The following is a 17551-nucleotide window of genomic DNA, read 5'->3' on the forward strand; positions in this document are numbered from 1 at the left end:
GCGGGTTGGAACAGGGTCAGGCCGCGGCGCCGTGCAACAGCACGTCCACCAGCAGGTCCACGGTCAGGTCGTCCTCGGGTACGCCCGGAGGAATCCGGCCCATCACGGTGGCCAGCAGCAGCCGGGCGAGGACCTCCGGTGCGATCCGGAGGTGCTCGCGGAAGGGGTCGAACCGGCGCGCGAGGGCGTCGTTCAGCTCCTGGAAGGCACGGGAACGGGCGTCCCCCGCCGAGGGATCGTGCGGCGGCGGCGGGACACCACCCCTCGACTCGGCCACGGCGAGGGCGTGCACGGCGAGCATGATCCGGCGGATCCGCTGGGCGGTGGAGTTCAGCAACTGCACCACGGCGGTGAGCTCACCGGCCAGGTCGTCCTGTCGCGGCATGGCGTCGATCTCCCGCACCGCGGCCCGGGCGTCGAACACCCGGGAGGCGGCCGCCATCATCAGCTCGCGCTTGTCCGCGAAGGCCTTGAACAGGGTGCCCTCGGCGACCCCGGCGGCCTCGGCGATCTGGCGGGTGGTGACGGTGGCGCCGTGCTGTTCGAGCAGGGGGACGGTCGCCTCCGCGATGGCGGCGCGGCGGTCCTCCCGGCTCATCGGGCGCGCTCGGCGGGTCTCGGCCATGGGCACGAGCGTAAGTGAGTGAGCACTCACTCGCCAAATCGGGTTCACTCCGGGCGAACGGGCCCGGACACGACGGCGCCCGCCACACCGGGGTGTGACGGGCGCCGGGGCGTGCGGATCAGCCCAGCGGGTTCTCCGGGTCGATCTCCGGCTCGGCACGGTGCGGACGCTGGCCCGCCTCCGCACCCGGGTCGGCGGGCCGGCCGCTGAACGTGCCGGCCCGGGTGGCGTCGGCGGTCGCCGCCTGCGACTCCCGGCGGGCCTCGGCCAGCGCCTGGGCCGGGTCGGTCAGCGCCGAGGCCGGCAGATCCTCCGGCCGCACCGGCGAGGCACCGGCCGGACGCTCACCGCCCTCGCCGGCGGTCGCACCGGTGAACGCCCCGGTGAAGCCCTGGGTGAGCTGGCCGAGCGCCCCGGTCAGCTCGGACGGCACGATCCACACCTTGTTCGCGGGGGTCGCGGCGAGCTTCGGCAGCGCCTGCAGGTACTGGTACGCCAGCAGCTTCGGGTCCGCGTCACCCCGGTGCACCGCGTCGAAGACCTGCAGGATCGCCCGCGACTCACCCTCGGCCTCCAGGATCGCCGCCTGGGCGGAACCCTCGGCCCGCAGGATCGCGGCCTGCTTCTCACCCTCGGCGGTGAGGATCTGGGACTGCTTGACACCCTCGGCGGTGAGGATCGCGGCGCGGCGGTCACGCTCGGCGCGCATCTGCTGCTCCATCGCGCCCTGCACCGACTGCGGCGGGTCGATGCTCTTCAGCTCGACCCGGTTCACCCGGATCCCCCAGCGACCGGTCGCCTCGTCCAGCACCCCGCGCAGCTGACCGTTGATCTGGTCACGGCTGGTCAGGGTCTGCTCCAGGTCCATCGAACCGATCACGTTACGCAGCGTGGTCACGGTCAGCTGCTCGATACCGGTGATGTAGTTGGCGATCTCGTAGACCGCGGACTTCGGCTCGGTGACCTGGAAGTAGATCACCGTGTCGATGCTGACCACCAGGTTGTCCGAGGTGATCACCGGCTGCGGCGGGAAGGAGACCACCTGCTCGCGCAGGTCCACCATCGCCCGTACCCGGTCGATGAACGGCACCAGGAAGTGCAGCCCGGCCTGCATGGTGCGCGAGTAACGGCCCAGCCGCTCCACCACCAGCGAGCGGGACTGCGGCACCACCCGGACCGCCTTGCTCAGCGTCACGATCACGAAGATGACCAGCGCGGCCAGGGCCACCCAGCCGATCACCGATCCGACGTTGACATCCTCCACGGCATCTCCCTCCCGGCGCCGTCACCGGCCACCGTCTCGGTCACGGCGTCCGCAGGTCGGCACCGTGGTCGTGCACGTACGTCAGGGGCGCTCGGACTCCTCCGGCGCGCTGCTCGCGGCCTGGGGCGGACCGTCGGCGCTCACCACCGCGGTCGCACCGTCGATTCGCTCCACCCGGACCGTCGCGCCGGAGCTCAGCACCCCGCCGTCCTCGGTCCGCGCGGACCACACCTCGCCGCCGATCTTGACCCGGCCACCGGCGCCGTCGGTCGGCTGCAGCACGGTGCCCGGCTTGCCGACCAGCGCGGCGACGTTCGTCTCCACCAGGTCGACCCGGTTGCGCAGGTGGCGCAGCAGGAACGGCCGCAGCACCAGCAGCATCGCCAGGGCGACCACGGCGGCCAGCACGATCTGCCAGACCAGCGGCAGTCCCGCGGCGGCACCGATCGCCCCGGCCGCGGCACCGGCGGCGAGCATGATGAACAGCAGATCGAGGGTGAAGATCTCGAGCACCGCGAGCAGCAGCGCCCCTCCGAGCCACAGAAGCCAGGCCATCACGTCACTCCCCTTCGCCGACCACCCGGCGACGGTCAGGGCACCGTCGTCCTGCGGCGGTCATGCCGCTGTCGCCACCAATCCTAGGCGATGTCTTTGCGATTGGGTGACTGACGGCGGAATCAATCCCGCTCGGCGGCCCGGGCGGTCCAGCGCCGGCCACGCCGCTCGACCTGCAGCGGGAGATCGAAGGCCGCGGACAGCTGCTCGTCGGTGAGCACCTCGGCGATCGGGCCGGCGGCGTGCACGTGGCCGTCCTTCATCAGCATCAGGTGGGTGAACCCCGGCGGGATCTCCTCCACGTGGTGGGTGACCAGCACCAACGCCGGCGACTTGCGGTCGGCGGCCAGCTCGGCGAGCGCGCCGATCAGTTCCTCCCGGCCGCCCAGGTCCAGGCCGGCGGCGGGCTCGTCCAGCAGCAACAGCTCCGGGTCGGACATCAGCGCCCGGGCGATCTGCACCCGCTTGCGCTCGCCCTCGCTGAGCGTGCCGTAGAACCGCTGGGCGAGATGGGTGACGCCGAAGGCGGCCATCAGATCGGCGGCCCGGGCCTCGTCCACCTCCTCGTAGGTCTCCCGCCAGCGGCCGGTCACGCCGTAGGCGGCGGTGATCACCACGTCGCGCACCTGCTCTCCGCCCGGGATCCGCTCGGCCAGCGCGGCCGAGGCCAGGCCGATCCGCGGGCGCAGCTCGAAGACGTCCACCCGGCCGAGCCGGCTGCCCAGCAGTTCGGCGGTGCCCGACGTGGGGTGCATCCGCCCCGCGGCGATCTGCAGCATCGTGGTCTTGCCCGCACCGTTGCGGCCCAGCACCACCCAGCGCTCCCCCTCGCGCACCCGCCAGGACAACCCGTCCAGGATCGTGGTGGTGCCGCGGCGGATGGACACGTCCTGCAGGTCGAGCACGTCGGTCATGGTCACGACCCTAACCGGCGGGACGTACGTTGGGAGCGTGGACTCGCTCACCCTGCCGCGCTCCGTCCTGCTCGCCCTCTGGCTGGCCGAACCCTCCCCCGGGTCCGGGCCGGTGGACCGTCTGCTGTCCGCCGTGCAGGGCGAGGACGAACCCCATCGCACCGACGACGGCGGCACCCTGGCCGACCTGGTCGCCCGCTGGGCCGCCGGACCGCGCAGCGTCGCCGCTGTGCTGCCCGCACCCGGTGACCCGGCGGGTGCCCCGGCCCCGGTGGCCGGCCCCGCCCAGGACGCCGGTGAGGCGGTGCTGGTGCACACCCCGGAGGGCGACTGGGCCGCGGTGCCGCAGGTCGAGACCTTCGGGTCGGTCTACGAACCCGGGCACCTGGTCACCTGGCGGATCACCCCGGTCTCCGCCTGGCAGAACGCCCTGATCGGTCAGGTCGGCACGCTCCGGGAGGCCGAGCGCGAGCTGACCGGCGCGCTGACCCGGGCCACCGACGCGCTCACCTCGCTGGACGTCGCGCGCTGGCGGGAGGACGCCGCGGAGGAGATCGCCCTGCTCGCCGCCGGCGCCGACCCGCGCTGGCCGCTGCCGCCCGGGCTGGACCAGCGCCGGGTCCGGGTGCTGACCCAGGCGGCCCGGTTGCGCGCGATCATCGAGCTGGCCACCGGCGACGACGGTGCGGCGGTCAACCTGTGGCAGGTCGACCAGCGCAGCACCGCGCTGCGGGACGTGGACCGCGCCGCCCGGCGGGCGCTGGCGGCGGCGACCCATCCGGGGCCACCGCTCGCCCGCTGATCCTGGGTGCCCGGCCGCGGGAACGCCGCCGGCTCAGCAGCACCCGGGCGCCGGACGGTCCGGGGTGAAGGCCTCAGTCCCCCGCCAGGACACGGCGGTAGACCTCCTGCGTCCGGTCCCCGATCGCCTCCCAGGAGAAGTGGTCCTCCACCCGGGTCCGGGCCGCACGGCCCCACTCGCGTGCCCGGTCCGGGTCGCCGACCGCCTCGGTCAGCGCCGCGGCCAGATCTGCCACGAACCGCTCCGGGTCCACCGGGGTGCCGGTCCCGTCGTCGACCTGGTCGATCGGCACCAGCCAGCCGGTCACGCCGTCGTCGACCACCTCCGGGATGCCGCCGGTCGCGCTACCCACCACCGGCAGCCCGACCGCCATCGCCTCCAGGTTCACGATCCCCAGCGGCTCGTACACCGACGGGCAGACGAACACGGTCGAGGAGGCCAGCGCCGCGATCAGCTCCTCGCGCGGCAGCATCTGCTCGATCCAGACCACCCCGTCCCGGCGCGCGCGCAGCCCGTCCACCAGGCCGGTGACCTCGGCCATGATCTCCGGGGTGTCCGGTGCCCCGGCGCACAGCACCAGCTGCACCTCCGGCGGCAGCAGCTCGGCGGCGCGCAGCAGGTACGGCAGGCCCTTCTGCCGGGTGATCCGGCCGACGAACACCACCGCCGGCCGGTCCGGGTCGATCCCGAACGACCGGGCGACCCGCTCGGTCGCGGTCCGGTCGGTCGGCCGCTGCCAGCCGGCCAGGTCGATCCCGTTGTGCACCACGTGCACCTTCTCCGGGTCCAGCGCCGGGTAGCAGCGCAGGATGTCGGCCCGCATCCCGGCGCTGACCGCGATCACCGCCGCGGCCGCCTCGAACGCGGTGCGCTCGGCCCAGGACGACAGCGCGTACCCGCCGCCGAGTTGCTCGGCCTTCCACGGTCGCAGCGGCTCCAGGCTGTGCGCCGACACCACGTGCGGGACCCCGTGCAGCAGGCTCGCCAGATGCCCGGCGAGGTTGGCGTACCAGGTGTGCGAGTGCACCAGCTCGGCACCCGGCTCGATCCCGGCGACCATGCTCAGGTCCACCCCGAAGGTGCCCAGCGCGGGGTTGGCGTCTCGCAGCTCGGCCGGCACGTCGTGGCCGGTGACGCCCGGCTCGGTGCGCGGGCCGTCGAAGCAGTGCACCCGCACGTCCATCCGTTCGCGGAGCACCGCCGCCAGCTCCGCCACATGCACCCCGGCACCGCCGTAGATGTGGGGCGGGTACTCCCGGGTCAGCAGATCGACTCGCACAGCGTCTCCGTTCGTCACGTGCCTATGGCGCGACACGCTAGCGCGAAACTCACCGCACCCCTCGCACGAATGGGTGGTGCACCTCTAAGGTCGGGGCCATGGCAGCGCCGCGCATCCTGGCAATCGTCCTCGCTGGTGGGGAAGGCAAGCGGCTGATGCCGCTGACCGAGAGTCGGGCCAAGCCCGCGGTGCCTTTTGGCGGTATATACCGTCTGGTCGATTTCGCCCTGTCGAATCTGGTGAATTCCCGGTACCTGCACATCGTGGTGCTCACCCAGTACAAGTCCCACAGTCTGGACCGGCACGTGTCCAAGACCTGGCGGATGTCCACCCTGCTCGGGAACTACGTGTCCCCGGTGCCCGCCCAGCAGCGGGTCGGCAAGCACTGGTACCTGGGTAGCGCGGACGCCATCTACCAGTGCCTGAACATCCTGGAGGACGAGAAGCCGGACATCGTGGTCGTGGTCGGCGCCGACCACGTCTACCGGATGGACTTCTCCCAGATGGTGGACCAGCACGTCGCCTCCGGCGCCGAGATCACGGTGGCCGGCATCCGGCAGCCGATCGAGATGGCCGACCAGTTCGGCGTGATCGAGACCGACCCGGAGAACCCGGTCAAGATCGCGGCGTTCCGGGAGAAGCCCACCGACCCGGTCGGCCTGCCGGACTCCCCCGGCGAGATTCTGGCGTCGATGGGCAACTACGTGGTCAACACCGACGCCCTGATCCGCGCCGTCACCGAGGACGCCGAGAACCCCACCTCCCGGCACGACATGGGCGGCGACCTGGTCCCGGCCTTCGTCGAGCGCGGCACCGCGGCGGTCTACGACTTCATCCACAACGACGTGCCCGGCTCCACCGACCGCGACCGGCAGTACTGGCGCGACGTCGGGACGCTGGACTCGTACTACGAGGCGAACCAGGACCTGATCTCGATCGAGCCGGTGTTCAACCTCTACAACAACCAGTGGCCGGTCTACACCGGGTACACCGGGCTGCCGCCGGCCAAGTTCGTGCACGCCGGCGCCGGACGGCTCGGCCACGCCGCGGACTCGATCGTCTCCCCCGGCGTGATCGTCTCCGGAGCCACCGTCTCCGGGTCCGTGCTGTCGCCCGGGGTGTACCTGCACTCCTGGTCGCAGGTCACCGACTCGGTGCTGATGGACGGCTGCATCGTCAACCGGTACGCCCAGGTGCACCGGGCGATCCTGGACAAGAACGTGATCGTCGAGGAACGGGCCCGGGTCGGCATCGACCGGGAGCTCGACCTGGCCCGCGGCTTCACGGTCACCGAGTCCGGCATCACGGTCGTGCCCAAGAACACGGTGATCACGGACTAGACGCCCCGACCGGCGCGGACACCCCGGCGACTACCCTGCCCGCGTGAACACCTTCCCGCGCCTGGTCGTGATGGACGTCGACTCCACGCTCATCACCGCCGAGGTGATCGAGCTGCTGGCCGCCCGCGCCGGATCGCTGCCGGTGGTCGCCGAGGTCACCGCCCGGGCCATGCGCGGAGAGATCGACTTCACCGAGTCGCTGCGGTCCCGGGTGGCCACGCTGGCCGGGCTGCCGGAGAGCGTGTTCGCCGACGTACTGGCCGAGGTCGAGCTCACCCCCGGCGCGGTCGAGCTGATCGAGGAGCTCGATCGCCGCGGCTGCGCGGTCGGGCTGGTGTCCGGCGGGTTCATCGAGGTGGTGGCGCCGCTGGCCGCCCGGCTCGGCATCACCCGGGCCCGGGCCAATGCGCTGGAGGTCGCCGCCGGGCACCTCACCGGGCGGGTCGCCGGGCAGGTGATCGACCGGGCGGTCAAGGCCCGCACCCTGCGCGAGTGGGCCGCCGCCGAGGGCATCGACCTGGCCGACACGGTGGCGATCGGCGACGGGGCGAACGACCTGGACATGCTGGCCACCGCGGGCTACGGGGTGGCGTTCAACGCCAAGCCGGTGGTCGCAGCCCAGGCGGACGCGGCAGTGACCGGGCGACTCGACGGCGTGCTGACCCTCCCGCCCTTCGCGGGCTGACCCACCGCGCGCCGGCGCCCGACCCCGCAGCACGCGGGCCCACGCGGGTACGGCCACGCCCTGCTCGCGACCCATTCCGGACCCGGCCACGCCCTGCGCGCGACCCAATCCGGACCCGGCCACGCCCCGCGAACGACCCCTTCCGAGCCCGGTCCGGCCACGCGGACCCCTCCTGGACCCGGCCCTGCCGCACGCGACCCCGCGACCCCCTCCCGGACCCGGCCCTGCCGCGACGAGTGCGGAGAAACTGCCGCCCGGATCGCCCGAATCGCAGCACCTTCTCCGCACTCGTGCACCGAGGGCGCAGTTAACGGTGGCCGGGGCCCCGGTTGGCCGACGCGAACTGCGCCCTCGGCGCGCGGGCCGGGCAGGGTCGCGCGGGACCCTCCCGTGCCCGCACAGCTCCGCGCGGACCCGCCCACGCCCGGCCTGCCGCGACGAATGCGGAGAAACTGCCGCCCGGATCGCCCGAATCGCAGCACCTTCTCCGCACTCGTGCACCGAGGGCGCAGTTGACGGTGGCCAGGCGCTCGGGCCACCGACGCGAACTGCGCCCTCGGCGCGCGGGCCGGGCGGGGTCGCACCGGGCCGGGCGGGATCGCGCCGGGCCGGGCGGACCGGCGGCTACGCCGGGTCGGGCGAGACGACCGTGGCGAGCCGGACGCCGCCGACCGTCCAGTCGGCGAAGGGGGCGTCCGACTCCAGGACGCTGTACGTGGCGGTGGGCACGCCGGTGCGGACCCGGGCCAGCGCGGCGTCGTCGGACCGCTCCGGGTCGGCGAGGGTCGCAGCGGTCTGGGACACCGTGGGCTCGTGGCCGACCACCAGCAGGCGGCGGACCTCCCCCGGTGTGGCCCGGACCAGTTCCAGCAGTGAGCGCACCCCGGCGTTGTAGACCGCGTCGCTGAGCGTGGCGATCTCCGACGGCACCTCCAGCCCGGTGCGCACCAGGTCCCAGGTCTGCCGGGTGCGTAGCGCCGAGGACACCAGGGCCGCGTCCGGGATCAGCCCGGCACCACGCAGCCCGGTGCCGACCGCACCGGCCTGGCGACGCCCGGCGAGCGCCAGCGGACGCAGGTGGTCGGCCAGCGAGTCAGCGTGCTCGGCCTTGGCGTGCCGGAGCAGGACGAGCTGATAGGCGTGGGTCACGCCCACCAGGGTCGCACGTCACTGCCCCATTGCGTGCACGCCGCCGTCGACGTGCACCATCTCCCCGGTGGTCTTGGGGAACCAGTCGGACAGCAGGGCGGCCACGGCGCGGGCGGTCGGCTCCGGGTCGGAGACGTCCCAGCCCAGGGGCGCGCGACCGTCCCAGTTCTCCTCCATCGACGCGAAGCCGGGGATCGACTTGGCGGCGGTGGTGCGGATCGGGCCGGCCGAGACCAGGTTCACCCGGATGTCGTCGGGGCCCAGGTCGCGGGCCAGGTAGCGGGAGGTGTTCTCCAGCGCGGCCTTGGCCACCCCCATCCAGTCGTACACCGGCCAGGCGAAGCGCGCGTCGAAGGTCAGCCCGACCAGCGACCCGCCACCGGTCATCAGCGGCTTGGCGGCCACGGCCAGCGACTTGAAGGAGAACGCGGAGATCTCCAGCGCGGTGGCGACATCCGCCCACTCACCGGCCAGGAAGTTGCCGCCCATCACCGACTGCGGCGCGAAGCCGATCGAGTGCACCACGCCGTCCAGATGGTCGACGTGCTCGCCGACCCGGGCGGCCAGCTGGTCCAGGTCCTCGGCGCTGGTCACGTCCAGCTGGATCACCGGGGCCTCCTGCGGCAGCCGGCGCGCGATCGCCTGGGTGAGGCGGAACTGGCGGCCGAAGGAGCTCAGCACCACCTGCGCGCCCTCCTCCTGCGCCAGCCGTGCCACGTGAAATGCGATCGAGCCGTCGGTGAGCACACCGGTGACCAGCAGCTTCTTGCCTTCGAGCAGACCCATGAGTCGTCGTCCTGTCGTGTCGTGGTGGAGAGAGGTCAGTGGCCCATGCCGAGGCCGCCGTCGACCGGCAGCACCGCACCGGAGATGTACCCGGCGGCCGGCGAGGCGAGGAACTCCACCGTCGCGGCGATGTCGTCGGCCGAGCCGAAGCGCCCGGCAGGGATGGAGGACAGGTACGCGGCCTGCCGGTCCTCGGGCAGCGACTCGGTCATCGCGGTCTCGATGAAGCCCGGCGCGACGACGTTCGCCGTGATGCCGCGCGCACCCAGCTCGCGGGTGATCGACCGGGCCATCCCGACCAGGCCGGCCTTGCTCGCGGTGTAGTTGATCTGCCCGGCGTTGCCGTAGAGCCCGACCACCGAACCGATCATGACGATCCGGCCGCGGCGCAGCCGGATCATGCCCTTGGAGGCCTGGCGGACACAGCGGAACACCCCGGTGAGGTTGACGTCGAGTACCGCCTCGAAGTCCTCGTCGGTCATCCGCATCAGTAGTCCGTCGCGGGTGACGCCGGCATTGGCGACCAGGACCTCGACCGGCCCCTGCTCGGCCTCGATCGCGGCGAAGGCCGACTCGACCGACGCGGTGTCCGACACGTCGCCGGGCACCGCCAGCACCCCCGCGGGCACGTCGCCGCCGGAACGGACCAGCGTGGCCACCCGGTCCCCCTGGGCGACGAACCGCTCGGCGATCGCGCGGCCGATGCCACGGGTCGCACCGGTCACGAGCACACTGCGGGGCTGGGGGCCTGGGGTCTCAGTCACGTTCACCGACGCTAACCGAGCCGGGGCGGGCACACCGTGCAACACGGCGGCACAGGTTGCGGGCCGGTCGTTGTCCGAATCGCACAATCCGGTGACCAGCACCACGATCCTCGACCCGTCAGGGCGGTCGTGGCGCGCCTACGATCAGATGTGCCCAGGCGGACCCCTCCCGCAGTCAGCGTCACCAGTGCCCCGCAGTCACTGGCCGCCGACCAGTCCCGCCGTGCCTCGCGCTACCTGATCCAGATGGGCATCCGGGTGGCCTGCTTCCTGCTGGCGGTGCTGCTGTGGAAGCACGTGCCGCTGTGGGTGAGCATCCTGTTCATCGTCGGGGCGGTGGTGCTGCCGTACACCGCGGTGCTGTTCGCCAACGCCGGCCGGGAACGGGTGGAGTCGTCCGGGGCGATGATGGCGGGGCCGGAGCTGACCACCGGACCGGCGATGACCCGGCACCAGGACGACGACCAGACCCCGGAGGAGCCCGATGACCGACGCCGTTGACGAGCTGATCTGCTCCGCGCGCGGCTGCCGGCAGGAGGCCACCTGGGGCGTGCTGTGGAACAACCCGAAGCTGCACACCCCGGACCGGCGCAAGGTCTGGCTGGCCTGCGACGAGCACCGGGAGCACCTGGAGGAGTACCTGCGGGTGCGCGCGTTCTTCAAGGAGACCGTTCCCGCCGCCGACCTGGACCGGGTCGAGCTGGGCACCCGGCCGGGACCGTTCGGGCGATGACCCTGTCCCCCGCCACCCGCCGGGCGATCGGCCTGGTGCTGCTGTCCGTGGTGCTGGCCACGGCGTGCGCGTTCCTCGGACGCTGGCAGTGGAACCGGCACGTGGCCCGGGATGCCGCGATCCAGCTGGTGCAGGACAACTACCACGCCGACCCGGTGCCGCTGGCCGAGCTGGTCCCGACCGTCGACGACCAGCTCGATCCCGGCCTGGTCTGGCACCCGGTCACCGTCACGGGCCACTACGACCCGGACGGCACCGTGCTGCTGCGCAACCGGCCGGTGAACAGCCAACCCGGCTTCCACGTGCTGGTCCCGCTGGTCCAGGACGACGGCACCGTGCTGGTGGTCGACCGCGGCTGGGTCGCCTGGGACTCCGACGCCTCCGCCGAGGTCACCGTGCCCGAGCCACCCACCGGCGAGGTCACCGTCACCGTGCGGCTGCGCCCCCAGGAGACCGCCAGCACCCGCGGCGCCCCGGACGGCCAGGTGCAGGCGATCAACGTCGGCCAGGTGCTGGACGCCGCCGGGCTGTCCGATGCCCAGGCCTACCCGGTCTACGGCGCGCTGGTCACCGAGAACCCGGCCGCCGGCACCGCACTGGGCGCGCTGCCCACCCCGTCCACCGACCCCGGCTCGCACCTGTCCTACGCCTTCCAGTGGTGGGCGTTCGGCATCATGGCGCTGTTCGGCTTCGGCTGGATGGCCCGCCGTGAACTGCGCGACGAGCGCGGCATCCCGCGCGGACCGTCGGTGGCGCTCGGCGACCTGCTCCCCGACGAGGACGGCCGGGTCCGGACCCCCCGCCGCCGCCGGGTGTCCGACGAGGACACCGAGGACGCACTGATCGACGCCCAACTGCACTGACCGCGCCCGTGGGCTGGCAGAGTGTCCGGATGGACTGGGGTCGGACGTGGATGGCGCCGTGGCGGGCGCGACGGGGTGCGCGGTCGCTGCCGCTGGCGGTCGCCGGGTCGGCGCTGCTCGCGCTGAGCCTGGCCCAGGTGGCGGTGCCGTTCTCCCAGCGGCTGATCGTGCAGATGGTGATCCCGCCGGCGGCCGCGGTGGTGCAGTGGGTGGTGTCGGTGCGCCGGCCACCGGTCCCGGCCGGGTCGCCGGGTGAGGGCTACGCCGGGCTGGCCGTGTTCACCGCGCTGGCCTGCCTGCTGTTCCCGCTGACCATCCTGTACGCCGGGCCGGTGGCGCCGGTCGCCTTCGGGCTGCTGGTGGTGGCGCTGCGGGGCCGGGACGTGGTGCTGCTGATCGCCGCGGGCGCGCTGGCCCTGGCGGCGTGGCCGTTCCGGCAACTGATCTGGGCCTCAGCCCCGCTGCGCGGCACCGACCTGCCCGGGATCGGCGCCCAGGCCATCGGCGGGCTGGTCCTGATCCTGGTCGCACTCCGCTGCCGCCGCGACGAGCGCCGGCTCGCGACTGAGCCGGATGACGCCGAGGACCCGCGGCCCGGGCCCGATGACGCTCAGGCCAGCGTCACCAGGTCCAGGTAGTCCGCGTTCCACAGGTCCTCGTCGCCGTCCGGCAGCAGCACGACCCGCTCCGGCTGCAGCGCCTCGACCGCGCCCTCGTCGTGCGAGACCAGGACCACCGCGCCGGTGTACCCGCGCAGCGCCGCCAGGATCTCCTCCCGGGACGCCGGGTCGAGGTTGTTGGTCGGCTCGTCCAGCAGCAGCACGTTCGCGCTGGAGACCACCAGCGCCGCGAGCGCCAGCCGGGTCTTCTCGCCACCGGAGAGCACCCCGGCCGGCTTGTCCGCATCGTCGCCGGAGAACAGGAACGACCCGAGCACCGACCGCACCTGGGTGTCGGTGAGGTCGGGCGCCTGCGAGCGCAGGTTCTCCACCACCGTCCGGTCCAGGTCCAGGGTCTCGTGCTCCTGGGCGTAGTAGCCGAGCTTGAGCCCGTGGCCCGGGACGACCTCACCGGTGTCCGGCTGCATGATCCCGCCGAGCATCCGCAGCAGGGTGGTCTTGCCCGCACCGTTCAGCCCGAGCACCACCACCCGGCTGCCCTTGTCGATCGCCAGGTCCACCCCGGCGAAGACCTCCTGCGACCCGTAGGACTTGGACAGGTCGGTCGCGGTGAGCGGGGTCTTGCCGCAGGGCGCCGGCTCGGGGAACCGCAGCTTGGCGACCTTGTCCTGCGCGCGGACCTCGTCCAGGCCGGACAGCAGGCGCTCGGCACGGCGGGCCATGTTCTGGGCGGCGACCGTCTTGGTGGCCTTGGCCCGCATCTTGTCCGCCTGGGCCATCAGCGCGGAGGCCTTCTTCTCTGCGTTGGCACGTTCCCGGCGACGGCGCTTCTCGTCCGTCTCCCGCTGCTTGAGGTAGGCGTCCCAGCCGAGGTTGTACTGGTCCAGCTCGCCGCGGTTGGCGTCCAGGTGGAAGACCTTGTTCACGGTGGCGCGCAGCAGCTCGACGTCGTGGCTGATCACGATGAACCCGCCGGGGTACACCTTGAGGTACTCGCGCAGCCAGACGATCGAGTCGGCGTCCAGGTGGTTGGTCGGCTCGTCCAGCAGCAGGGTGTCCGCGCCGGAGAACAGGATCCGGGCGAGCTCGACCCGGCGGCGCTGACCACCGGAGAGCGTGCCGAGGGTCTGGCCGAGCACCCGGTCGTCCAGGCCGAGGTTCGCGGTGATCCGGTGCGCCTCGGACTCGGCGGCGTAGCCACCGGCGGCGGTGAACCGGGCCTCCAGCTTCTCGTACCGGTCCATCGCCTTGGCGCGGACGGCGTCGTCCTCGGCGGCCATCTCCGCCTCGGTGGCGCGCATCTTGGCGGTGATCGCGTCCAGGCCGCGGGCGGACAGCACCCGGTGCAGGGCGAGGGTGTCCGGGTCGCCGGCCTTGGAGTCCTGCGGCAGGTAGCCGACATCGCCGGAGACGCTGATCGTCCCGCCGGTGGGCTGGGTCTCGCCGGAGAGCGTCTTGGTCAGGGTGGTCTTGCCGGCACCGTTGCGGCCGACCAGCCCGATCCGGTCGCCGGCGGCCACCCGGAAGGTGGTCGGGGACAGCAACGTGCGTGCCCCGATCCGCAGCTCGACGCCCTGCGCTGTGATCACCGTGTCACTCCAGACGGGCCCACCGGCCCGATCGCGGCACCGGCCCCCGGGTGGCGTGCGCCGTCCGGACGGGCTCGGCGACTGTGCGGAATCCTCCAGGTGCCGCGCGGCAGCACGGCCGCTCGGCACAAACGCCGATCATTCTACGGTCGCCCCGCACGGGGCAGCACCCGGATTTCGCTGCTGGCGACTTCCTCCAAGACCGGGGTGGCGGAACTGGCCGCGGTGGTCAATGCCCCGGCGACCGCGGGCGAACTAGCGTGGCGGCTCGGTGAGTTGCACCGACGATGGGAGACCCGTGACCGACCCGCAGCCGCAGCCCGCGACCGTCCTGCCCGCCCCGGCGGTCCGGCGCTCCGCCGCCACCGACCTGGCCCTGATCGCGTCCTTCGCCGCCCTGGTCGCGGTGTGTGCGGTGCTGCCGGCGATCCCGGTCGGCGGCGCGGTGCCGATCACCCTGCAGACCTTCGGGGTGGCGCTGACCGGCCTGGTGCTCGGCCCGCGGCGCGGGTTCCTGGCGATGCTGTTGTACGTGGCGGTCGGGCTGGCCGGCCTGCCCGTGCTGTCCGGGGCCACCGGCGGTCTGGGGGTGCTGGCCGGGGCGTCCGCCGGGTACCTGCTGGCCTTCCCGCTGGCCGCCGCGGTCGCCGGTGCCGGGTCGGTGCTGGCCCGTCGCGCCGCCGGGCGCTGGCAGGTGCCGGCCCTGTTCGCCGCCGCCACCGCGGGCAGCCTGCTGGTCGTGCACCCGCTGGGCATCGCGGTGATGGGCTGGCGGCTGGGGCTGTCCGCCACCGAGGCGCTGACCGCCGGCGCGGTGTTCCTGCCCGGCGACGTGCTGAAGAACGTGCTGGCCGCCGTGGTCGCCGCCGCGGTGCTGCGGGCGTTCCCGGAGCTGCGCCGCCGGTGATCGAGCTCCACGGCGCGCTGGTCACCGCCACCGGCCCGCACGGCCGGGAGGCGGTCCGGTTGCTCGGCCCGGTCGACCTCACCCTGGCCGAACGCCGGATCGCGGTGGTCGGTGCCAACGGCTCCGGCAAGTCGACCCTGGCCCGGCTGCTGAACGGCCTGGCGCTGCCCGCGGCCGGACAGGTGCTGGTGGACGGGCTGGACACCGCCAAGGACGGCCGGGCGGTCCGGCGCCGGGTCGGCTTCCTGTTCACCGACCCGGACGCCCAGATCGTGATGCCGACCCCGGTGGAGGACGTTGCCCTGTCGCTGCGCCGGACCGCCGTACCGCCCGCCGACCGGGACGCCCGTGCCCGTGCCGCCCTGGCCCGGGTCGGCCTGGCCGAGCGCGCCGACCTGCCGGTGCGTGCCCTGTCCGGCGGCCAGCGCCAACTGCTCGCCCTGGCCGCCGTGCTGGCCACCGAGCCGGAGGTGCTGGTCTGCGACGAGCCCACCACCCTGCTCGACCTGCGCTGGCGCCGGGTGGTCACCGACCTGATCGCCGGTCTCCCCCAGCAGGTCGTCCTGGTCACCCACGACCTGGACGCCGCCGCCCACGCCGACCGGGTACTGGTGGTCGACGACGGCCGGATCGTCGCCGACGGCCCGCCCGCCACCACCCTCGACCACTACCGCACGCTGATGGCCGCCCTGCCGTGACCGGCGCCAAGCTGCTCGCCCTGGCCGCCCTCGGGGTGACCGTCGTGGTCCTGCGCGGCCCGGTCGGCGCCCTGCTGCTGCTCGCCGCGGTCGTCGCCCTGGCCCTCGCCGTCCGGCTCCCGCTGCGCTCCACCCTGCGCGGCCTGTTCCCGGTGCTGGCCACCGCGGTGGTGGCGGCCGGCTACCAGTGGTTCACCCGCGGCCCCGGACCCGCCGTCGAGGTCGCCGCCGACCTGCTCACCCTGGTGCTGGCCGCCACGCTGGTCACCGCGACCACCCCCACCGACCGGCTGCTGGACGTCCTGGTCCGCGCCGTCCGCCCGCTGCGCCGGGTGGGGGTCAATCCGGAGGCGGTCGGCTTCGCGGTCACCCTGCTGCTGCGCACCGTCCCGGAGATCGCCCGCCTGGTGTCCGAGGTGCGCGACGCCGCCCGGGCCCGCGGACTGGAGCGCGACCCCCGGGTGTGGCTGACCCCGGCGGTGCTGCGGGTGGTCGGCCGGGCGCGGGACCAGGGCGAGGCGTTGGCGGCGCGAGGCGTGCTGGACTGAGGATCGGCCGGCACGCCAAGATCGGGGCGTGTCCTTCCCCACATCCCCCGCAACCCCCGAACCCGTCCTCGCCCGGCTCGGCGACATGGTGTTGTCCGAGCACTGGGTCACCACGCCGTGGGGCTCCGCGCCGCTGGCCGGTGCGCAGTGGACCGCCACCGACCAGGCCTACCCGGCGCAGCGGATCCCGGTGTGGGCGATCGTGCTGGCCATCGTCCTGTTCCCGATCGGGCTGCTGTTCCTGCTGGCCAAGGAGACCCAGTGGCAGGGCTGGATCGACATCACGGTCCGGGCGCCCGGTCTGGCGCACACCACCCGGGTTCCGTACAGCCCGGCGGAGTCGGCGCGGGTGGCGCAGGCATTGAGCTGGGCCCAGGCCCGGTCCTGACCCCCGAGGGCCGGACGGCCGGCCCGCCGCGCGCGGGGCGATCGGCGGCGTTACGGTCCCCGGCATGACGTTCCAGCACGGCGGGCAGTTCGAGGGTGGGCGGGTCCAGACCCGGCGCGGTGGCGGCCGCGGTCGTGGCATCGCGATCGGCGGCGGGCTCGGCGGGCTGGTGGTGGTCGTGCTGGTGGCGCTGCTCGGCGGCGACCCGACCTCGTTGCTGTCCGGCGGGTCCGGCGCCGGCGGCGGCGAGCAGCACGGGGTGATCGCCGCCTGCGATGCCGAGCAGGCCAACAGCCGGCGCGACTGCCGGCTGAGCGCGACCGTCGAGGCGCTGGACAGCTACTGGGTCGAGGCGCTGCCCGCGGCCGGGGTCGGCGCCACGGCGGAGCAGATCCAGCCCGGTGTGGTGTCCTTCGAGCAGGCGACCACCACCGGGTGCGGGCAGGCGTCGGCCAGCACCGGACCGTTCTACTGCCCGCCCGACCGCACGATCTATCTGGACCTGGGGTTCTACGACCTGCTGTCCAGCCAGTACGGCGCCTCCGGCGGCAGCCTCGCCGAGATGTACGTAGTCGCGCACGAGTACGGGCACCACATCCAGCAGCTCACCGGGGTGTTCGACCGCACGGACCGCTCCGGCACCGGCGACGACTCCGACTCGGTCCGGGTGGAGCTGCAGGCGGACTGCTACGCCGGACTGTGGGCCGGGCACGCGGCGAGCACGCAGGACCCGGAGACCGGCGTGACCTACCTGGAACCGATCCGCGAGTCCGAGCTCGCCGACGCCCTGTCCGCGGCGGCGGCGGTCGGCGACGACCACATCCAGCAGCAGTCCGGCGGCGGCGTGGACCCGGACTCCTGGACACACGGGTCCAGCGAGCAGCGCCGGCGCTGGTTCACCACCGGCTACCAGCGCGGCACGCTGGACGCCTGCGACACGTTCGGGGCCGCCACGCTCTGAGTCGGTCCGGCCATACGCGTCGGAGGTCGCGAACTCTCTGAGTACCCTCGCCTGCCCACTCGGCTCCGTCGGAACCCGACA

Annotated in this window: 21 protein-coding genes; 12 read left to right on the forward strand and 9 right to left on the reverse strand. The window is 73.5% G+C overall.

The features are described 5' to 3' along the window. Positions 1-16: 16 nt before the first annotated feature. From HGA03_RS06565 to HGA03_RS06580, 4 genes are all read right to left on the reverse strand, one after another. Complete coding sequence (locus tag HGA03_RS06565) at positions 17-625, reverse strand: TetR/AcrR family transcriptional regulator (protein ID WP_168629423.1); 609 nt, start codon at positions 623-625, stop codon at positions 17-19. A 118-nt stretch (positions 626-743) separates the two neighbouring features. Continuing rightward, positions 744-1889, reverse strand: a complete 1146-nt coding sequence (locus tag HGA03_RS06570) for an SPFH domain-containing protein (protein ID WP_168629424.1) — start codon at positions 1887-1889, stop codon at positions 744-746. Positions 1890-1970: 81 nt separating this feature from the next. Then, on the reverse strand, positions 1971-2444 hold the full coding sequence (locus tag HGA03_RS06575; protein ID WP_168629425.1) for an NfeD family protein: 474 nt from the start codon (positions 2442-2444) through the stop codon (positions 1971-1973). 122 nt (positions 2445-2566) lie between these two features. Further along, complete coding sequence (locus HGA03_RS06580; protein WP_168629426.1) at positions 2567-3358, reverse strand: ABC transporter ATP-binding protein; 792 nt, start codon at positions 3356-3358, stop codon at positions 2567-2569. Between the two features lie 37 nt (positions 3359-3395). On the opposite strand from HGA03_RS06580, the gene HGA03_RS06585 reads away from it, so the two are divergent. Further along, positions 3396-4160 (forward strand): hypothetical protein, encoded by a 765-nt coding sequence (locus tag HGA03_RS06585; RefSeq protein WP_239073610.1) that lies wholly within the window; start codon positions 3396-3398, stop codon positions 4158-4160. Positions 4161-4233: 73 nt separating this feature from the next. Here the strand turns inward: HGA03_RS06585 and glgA are convergent, their stop codons facing one another. After that, positions 4234-5439 carry a glycogen synthase gene (gene glgA / locus HGA03_RS06590; protein WP_168629428.1) on the reverse strand — a complete coding sequence of 402 codons (1206 nt, stop codon included), beginning with the start codon at positions 5437-5439 and terminating at the stop codon, positions 4234-4236. Between the two features lie 98 nt (positions 5440-5537). On the opposite strand from glgA, the gene glgC reads away from it, so the two are divergent. Continuing rightward, entirely contained in the window at positions 5538-6779 is a 1242-nt protein-coding gene (gene glgC / locus HGA03_RS06595) for a glucose-1-phosphate adenylyltransferase (protein ID WP_168629429.1), read from the forward strand. A gap of 43 nt (positions 6780-6822) precedes the next feature. Beyond that, complete coding sequence (gene serB, locus HGA03_RS06600; protein ID WP_168629430.1) at positions 6823-7464, forward strand: phosphoserine phosphatase SerB; 642 nt, start codon at positions 6823-6825, stop codon at positions 7462-7464. 624 nt (positions 7465-8088) lie between these two features. Here serB and HGA03_RS06605 read toward each other — a convergent pair. Genes HGA03_RS06605 through fabG form a run of 3 tightly spaced genes read right to left on the reverse strand, consistent with a single transcriptional unit; the run spans position 8089 to position 10163 of the window. Continuing rightward, positions 8089-8613 (reverse strand): SixA phosphatase family protein, encoded by a 525-nt coding sequence (locus HGA03_RS06605; protein ID WP_239073609.1) that lies wholly within the window; start codon positions 8611-8613, stop codon positions 8089-8091. A gap of 18 nt (positions 8614-8631) precedes the next feature. Continuing rightward, positions 8632-9399, reverse strand: coding sequence for an enoyl-ACP reductase FabI (fabI, locus tag HGA03_RS06610; RefSeq protein ID WP_168629432.1), 768 nt, complete (start codon positions 9397-9399; stop codon positions 8632-8634). A gap of 35 nt (positions 9400-9434) precedes the next feature. After that, complete coding sequence (gene fabG, locus HGA03_RS06615) at positions 9435-10163, reverse strand: 3-oxoacyl-ACP reductase FabG (RefSeq protein ID WP_275407594.1); 729 nt, start codon at positions 10161-10163, stop codon at positions 9435-9437. Between the two features lie 150 nt (positions 10164-10313). Between fabG and HGA03_RS06620 the strand changes: the two genes are divergently transcribed. From HGA03_RS06620 to HGA03_RS06635, 4 genes are read left to right on the forward strand one after another with little or no spacing between them, the layout of a single operon-like run. Further along, positions 10314-10664, forward strand: coding sequence for a DUF3099 domain-containing protein (locus HGA03_RS06620; protein WP_168629434.1), 351 nt, complete (start codon positions 10314-10316; stop codon positions 10662-10664). Further along, positions 10648-10896, forward strand: coding sequence for a hypothetical protein (locus HGA03_RS06625; protein WP_168629435.1), 249 nt, complete (start codon positions 10648-10650; stop codon positions 10894-10896). The genes HGA03_RS06620 and HGA03_RS06625 overlap by 17 nt, the downstream gene beginning before the upstream one ends. Further along, on the forward strand, positions 10893-11759 hold the full coding sequence (locus HGA03_RS06630; RefSeq protein WP_168629436.1) for an SURF1 family cytochrome oxidase biogenesis protein: 867 nt from the start codon (positions 10893-10895) through the stop codon (positions 11757-11759). Before HGA03_RS06625 ends, HGA03_RS06630 begins: the two co-directional genes overlap by 4 nt. A 29-nt stretch (positions 11760-11788) precedes the next feature. Next, positions 11789-12397: a hypothetical protein gene (locus HGA03_RS06635; RefSeq protein ID WP_168629437.1), complete on the forward strand. Its 609-nt coding sequence runs from the start codon at positions 11789-11791 to the stop codon at positions 12395-12397. Here the strand turns inward: HGA03_RS06635 and HGA03_RS06640 are convergent. Further along, on the reverse strand, positions 12370-13968 hold the full coding sequence (locus HGA03_RS06640; RefSeq protein WP_168629438.1) for an ABC-F family ATP-binding cassette domain-containing protein: 1599 nt from the start codon (positions 13966-13968) through the stop codon (positions 12370-12372). The two genes, HGA03_RS06635 and HGA03_RS06640, sit on opposite strands and share 28 nt — an antisense overlap. 298 nt (positions 13969-14266) lie before the next feature. Here HGA03_RS06640 and HGA03_RS06645 point away from each other — a divergent pair, with 298 nt between their 5' ends. The 5 genes from HGA03_RS06645 to ypfJ all read left to right on the forward strand — a co-directional run bounded on the left by HGA03_RS06645 (position 14267) and on the right by ypfJ (position 17470). Beyond that, positions 14267-14875 (forward strand): biotin transporter BioY, encoded by a 609-nt coding sequence (locus HGA03_RS06645; protein ID WP_168629439.1) that lies wholly within the window; start codon positions 14267-14269, stop codon positions 14873-14875. Next, positions 14872-15573 (forward strand): energy-coupling factor ABC transporter ATP-binding protein, encoded by a 702-nt coding sequence (locus HGA03_RS06650; protein ID WP_168629440.1) that lies wholly within the window; start codon positions 14872-14874, stop codon positions 15571-15573. The genes HGA03_RS06645 and HGA03_RS06650 overlap by 4 nt, the downstream gene beginning before the upstream one ends. Continuing rightward, entirely contained in the window at positions 15570-16121 is a 552-nt protein-coding gene (locus HGA03_RS06655) for a CbiQ family ECF transporter T component (RefSeq protein WP_168629441.1), read from the forward strand. The genes HGA03_RS06650 and HGA03_RS06655 overlap by 4 nt, the downstream gene beginning before the upstream one ends. A 28-nt stretch (positions 16122-16149) precedes the next feature. Beyond that, complete coding sequence (locus tag HGA03_RS06660) at positions 16150-16509, forward strand: hypothetical protein (protein ID WP_168629442.1); 360 nt, start codon at positions 16150-16152, stop codon at positions 16507-16509. A 64-nt stretch (positions 16510-16573) separates the two neighbouring features. Further along, complete coding sequence (gene ypfJ, locus HGA03_RS06665) at positions 16574-17470, forward strand: KPN_02809 family neutral zinc metallopeptidase (protein ID WP_168629443.1); 897 nt, start codon at positions 16574-16576, stop codon at positions 17468-17470. Positions 17471-17551 lie beyond the last annotated feature (81 nt).

The sequence above is a fragment of the Cellulomonas denverensis genome (assembly GCF_012396125.1).
Classification (GTDB): domain Bacteria; phylum Actinomycetota; class Actinomycetes; order Actinomycetales; family Cellulomonadaceae; genus Cellulomonas; species Cellulomonas denverensis.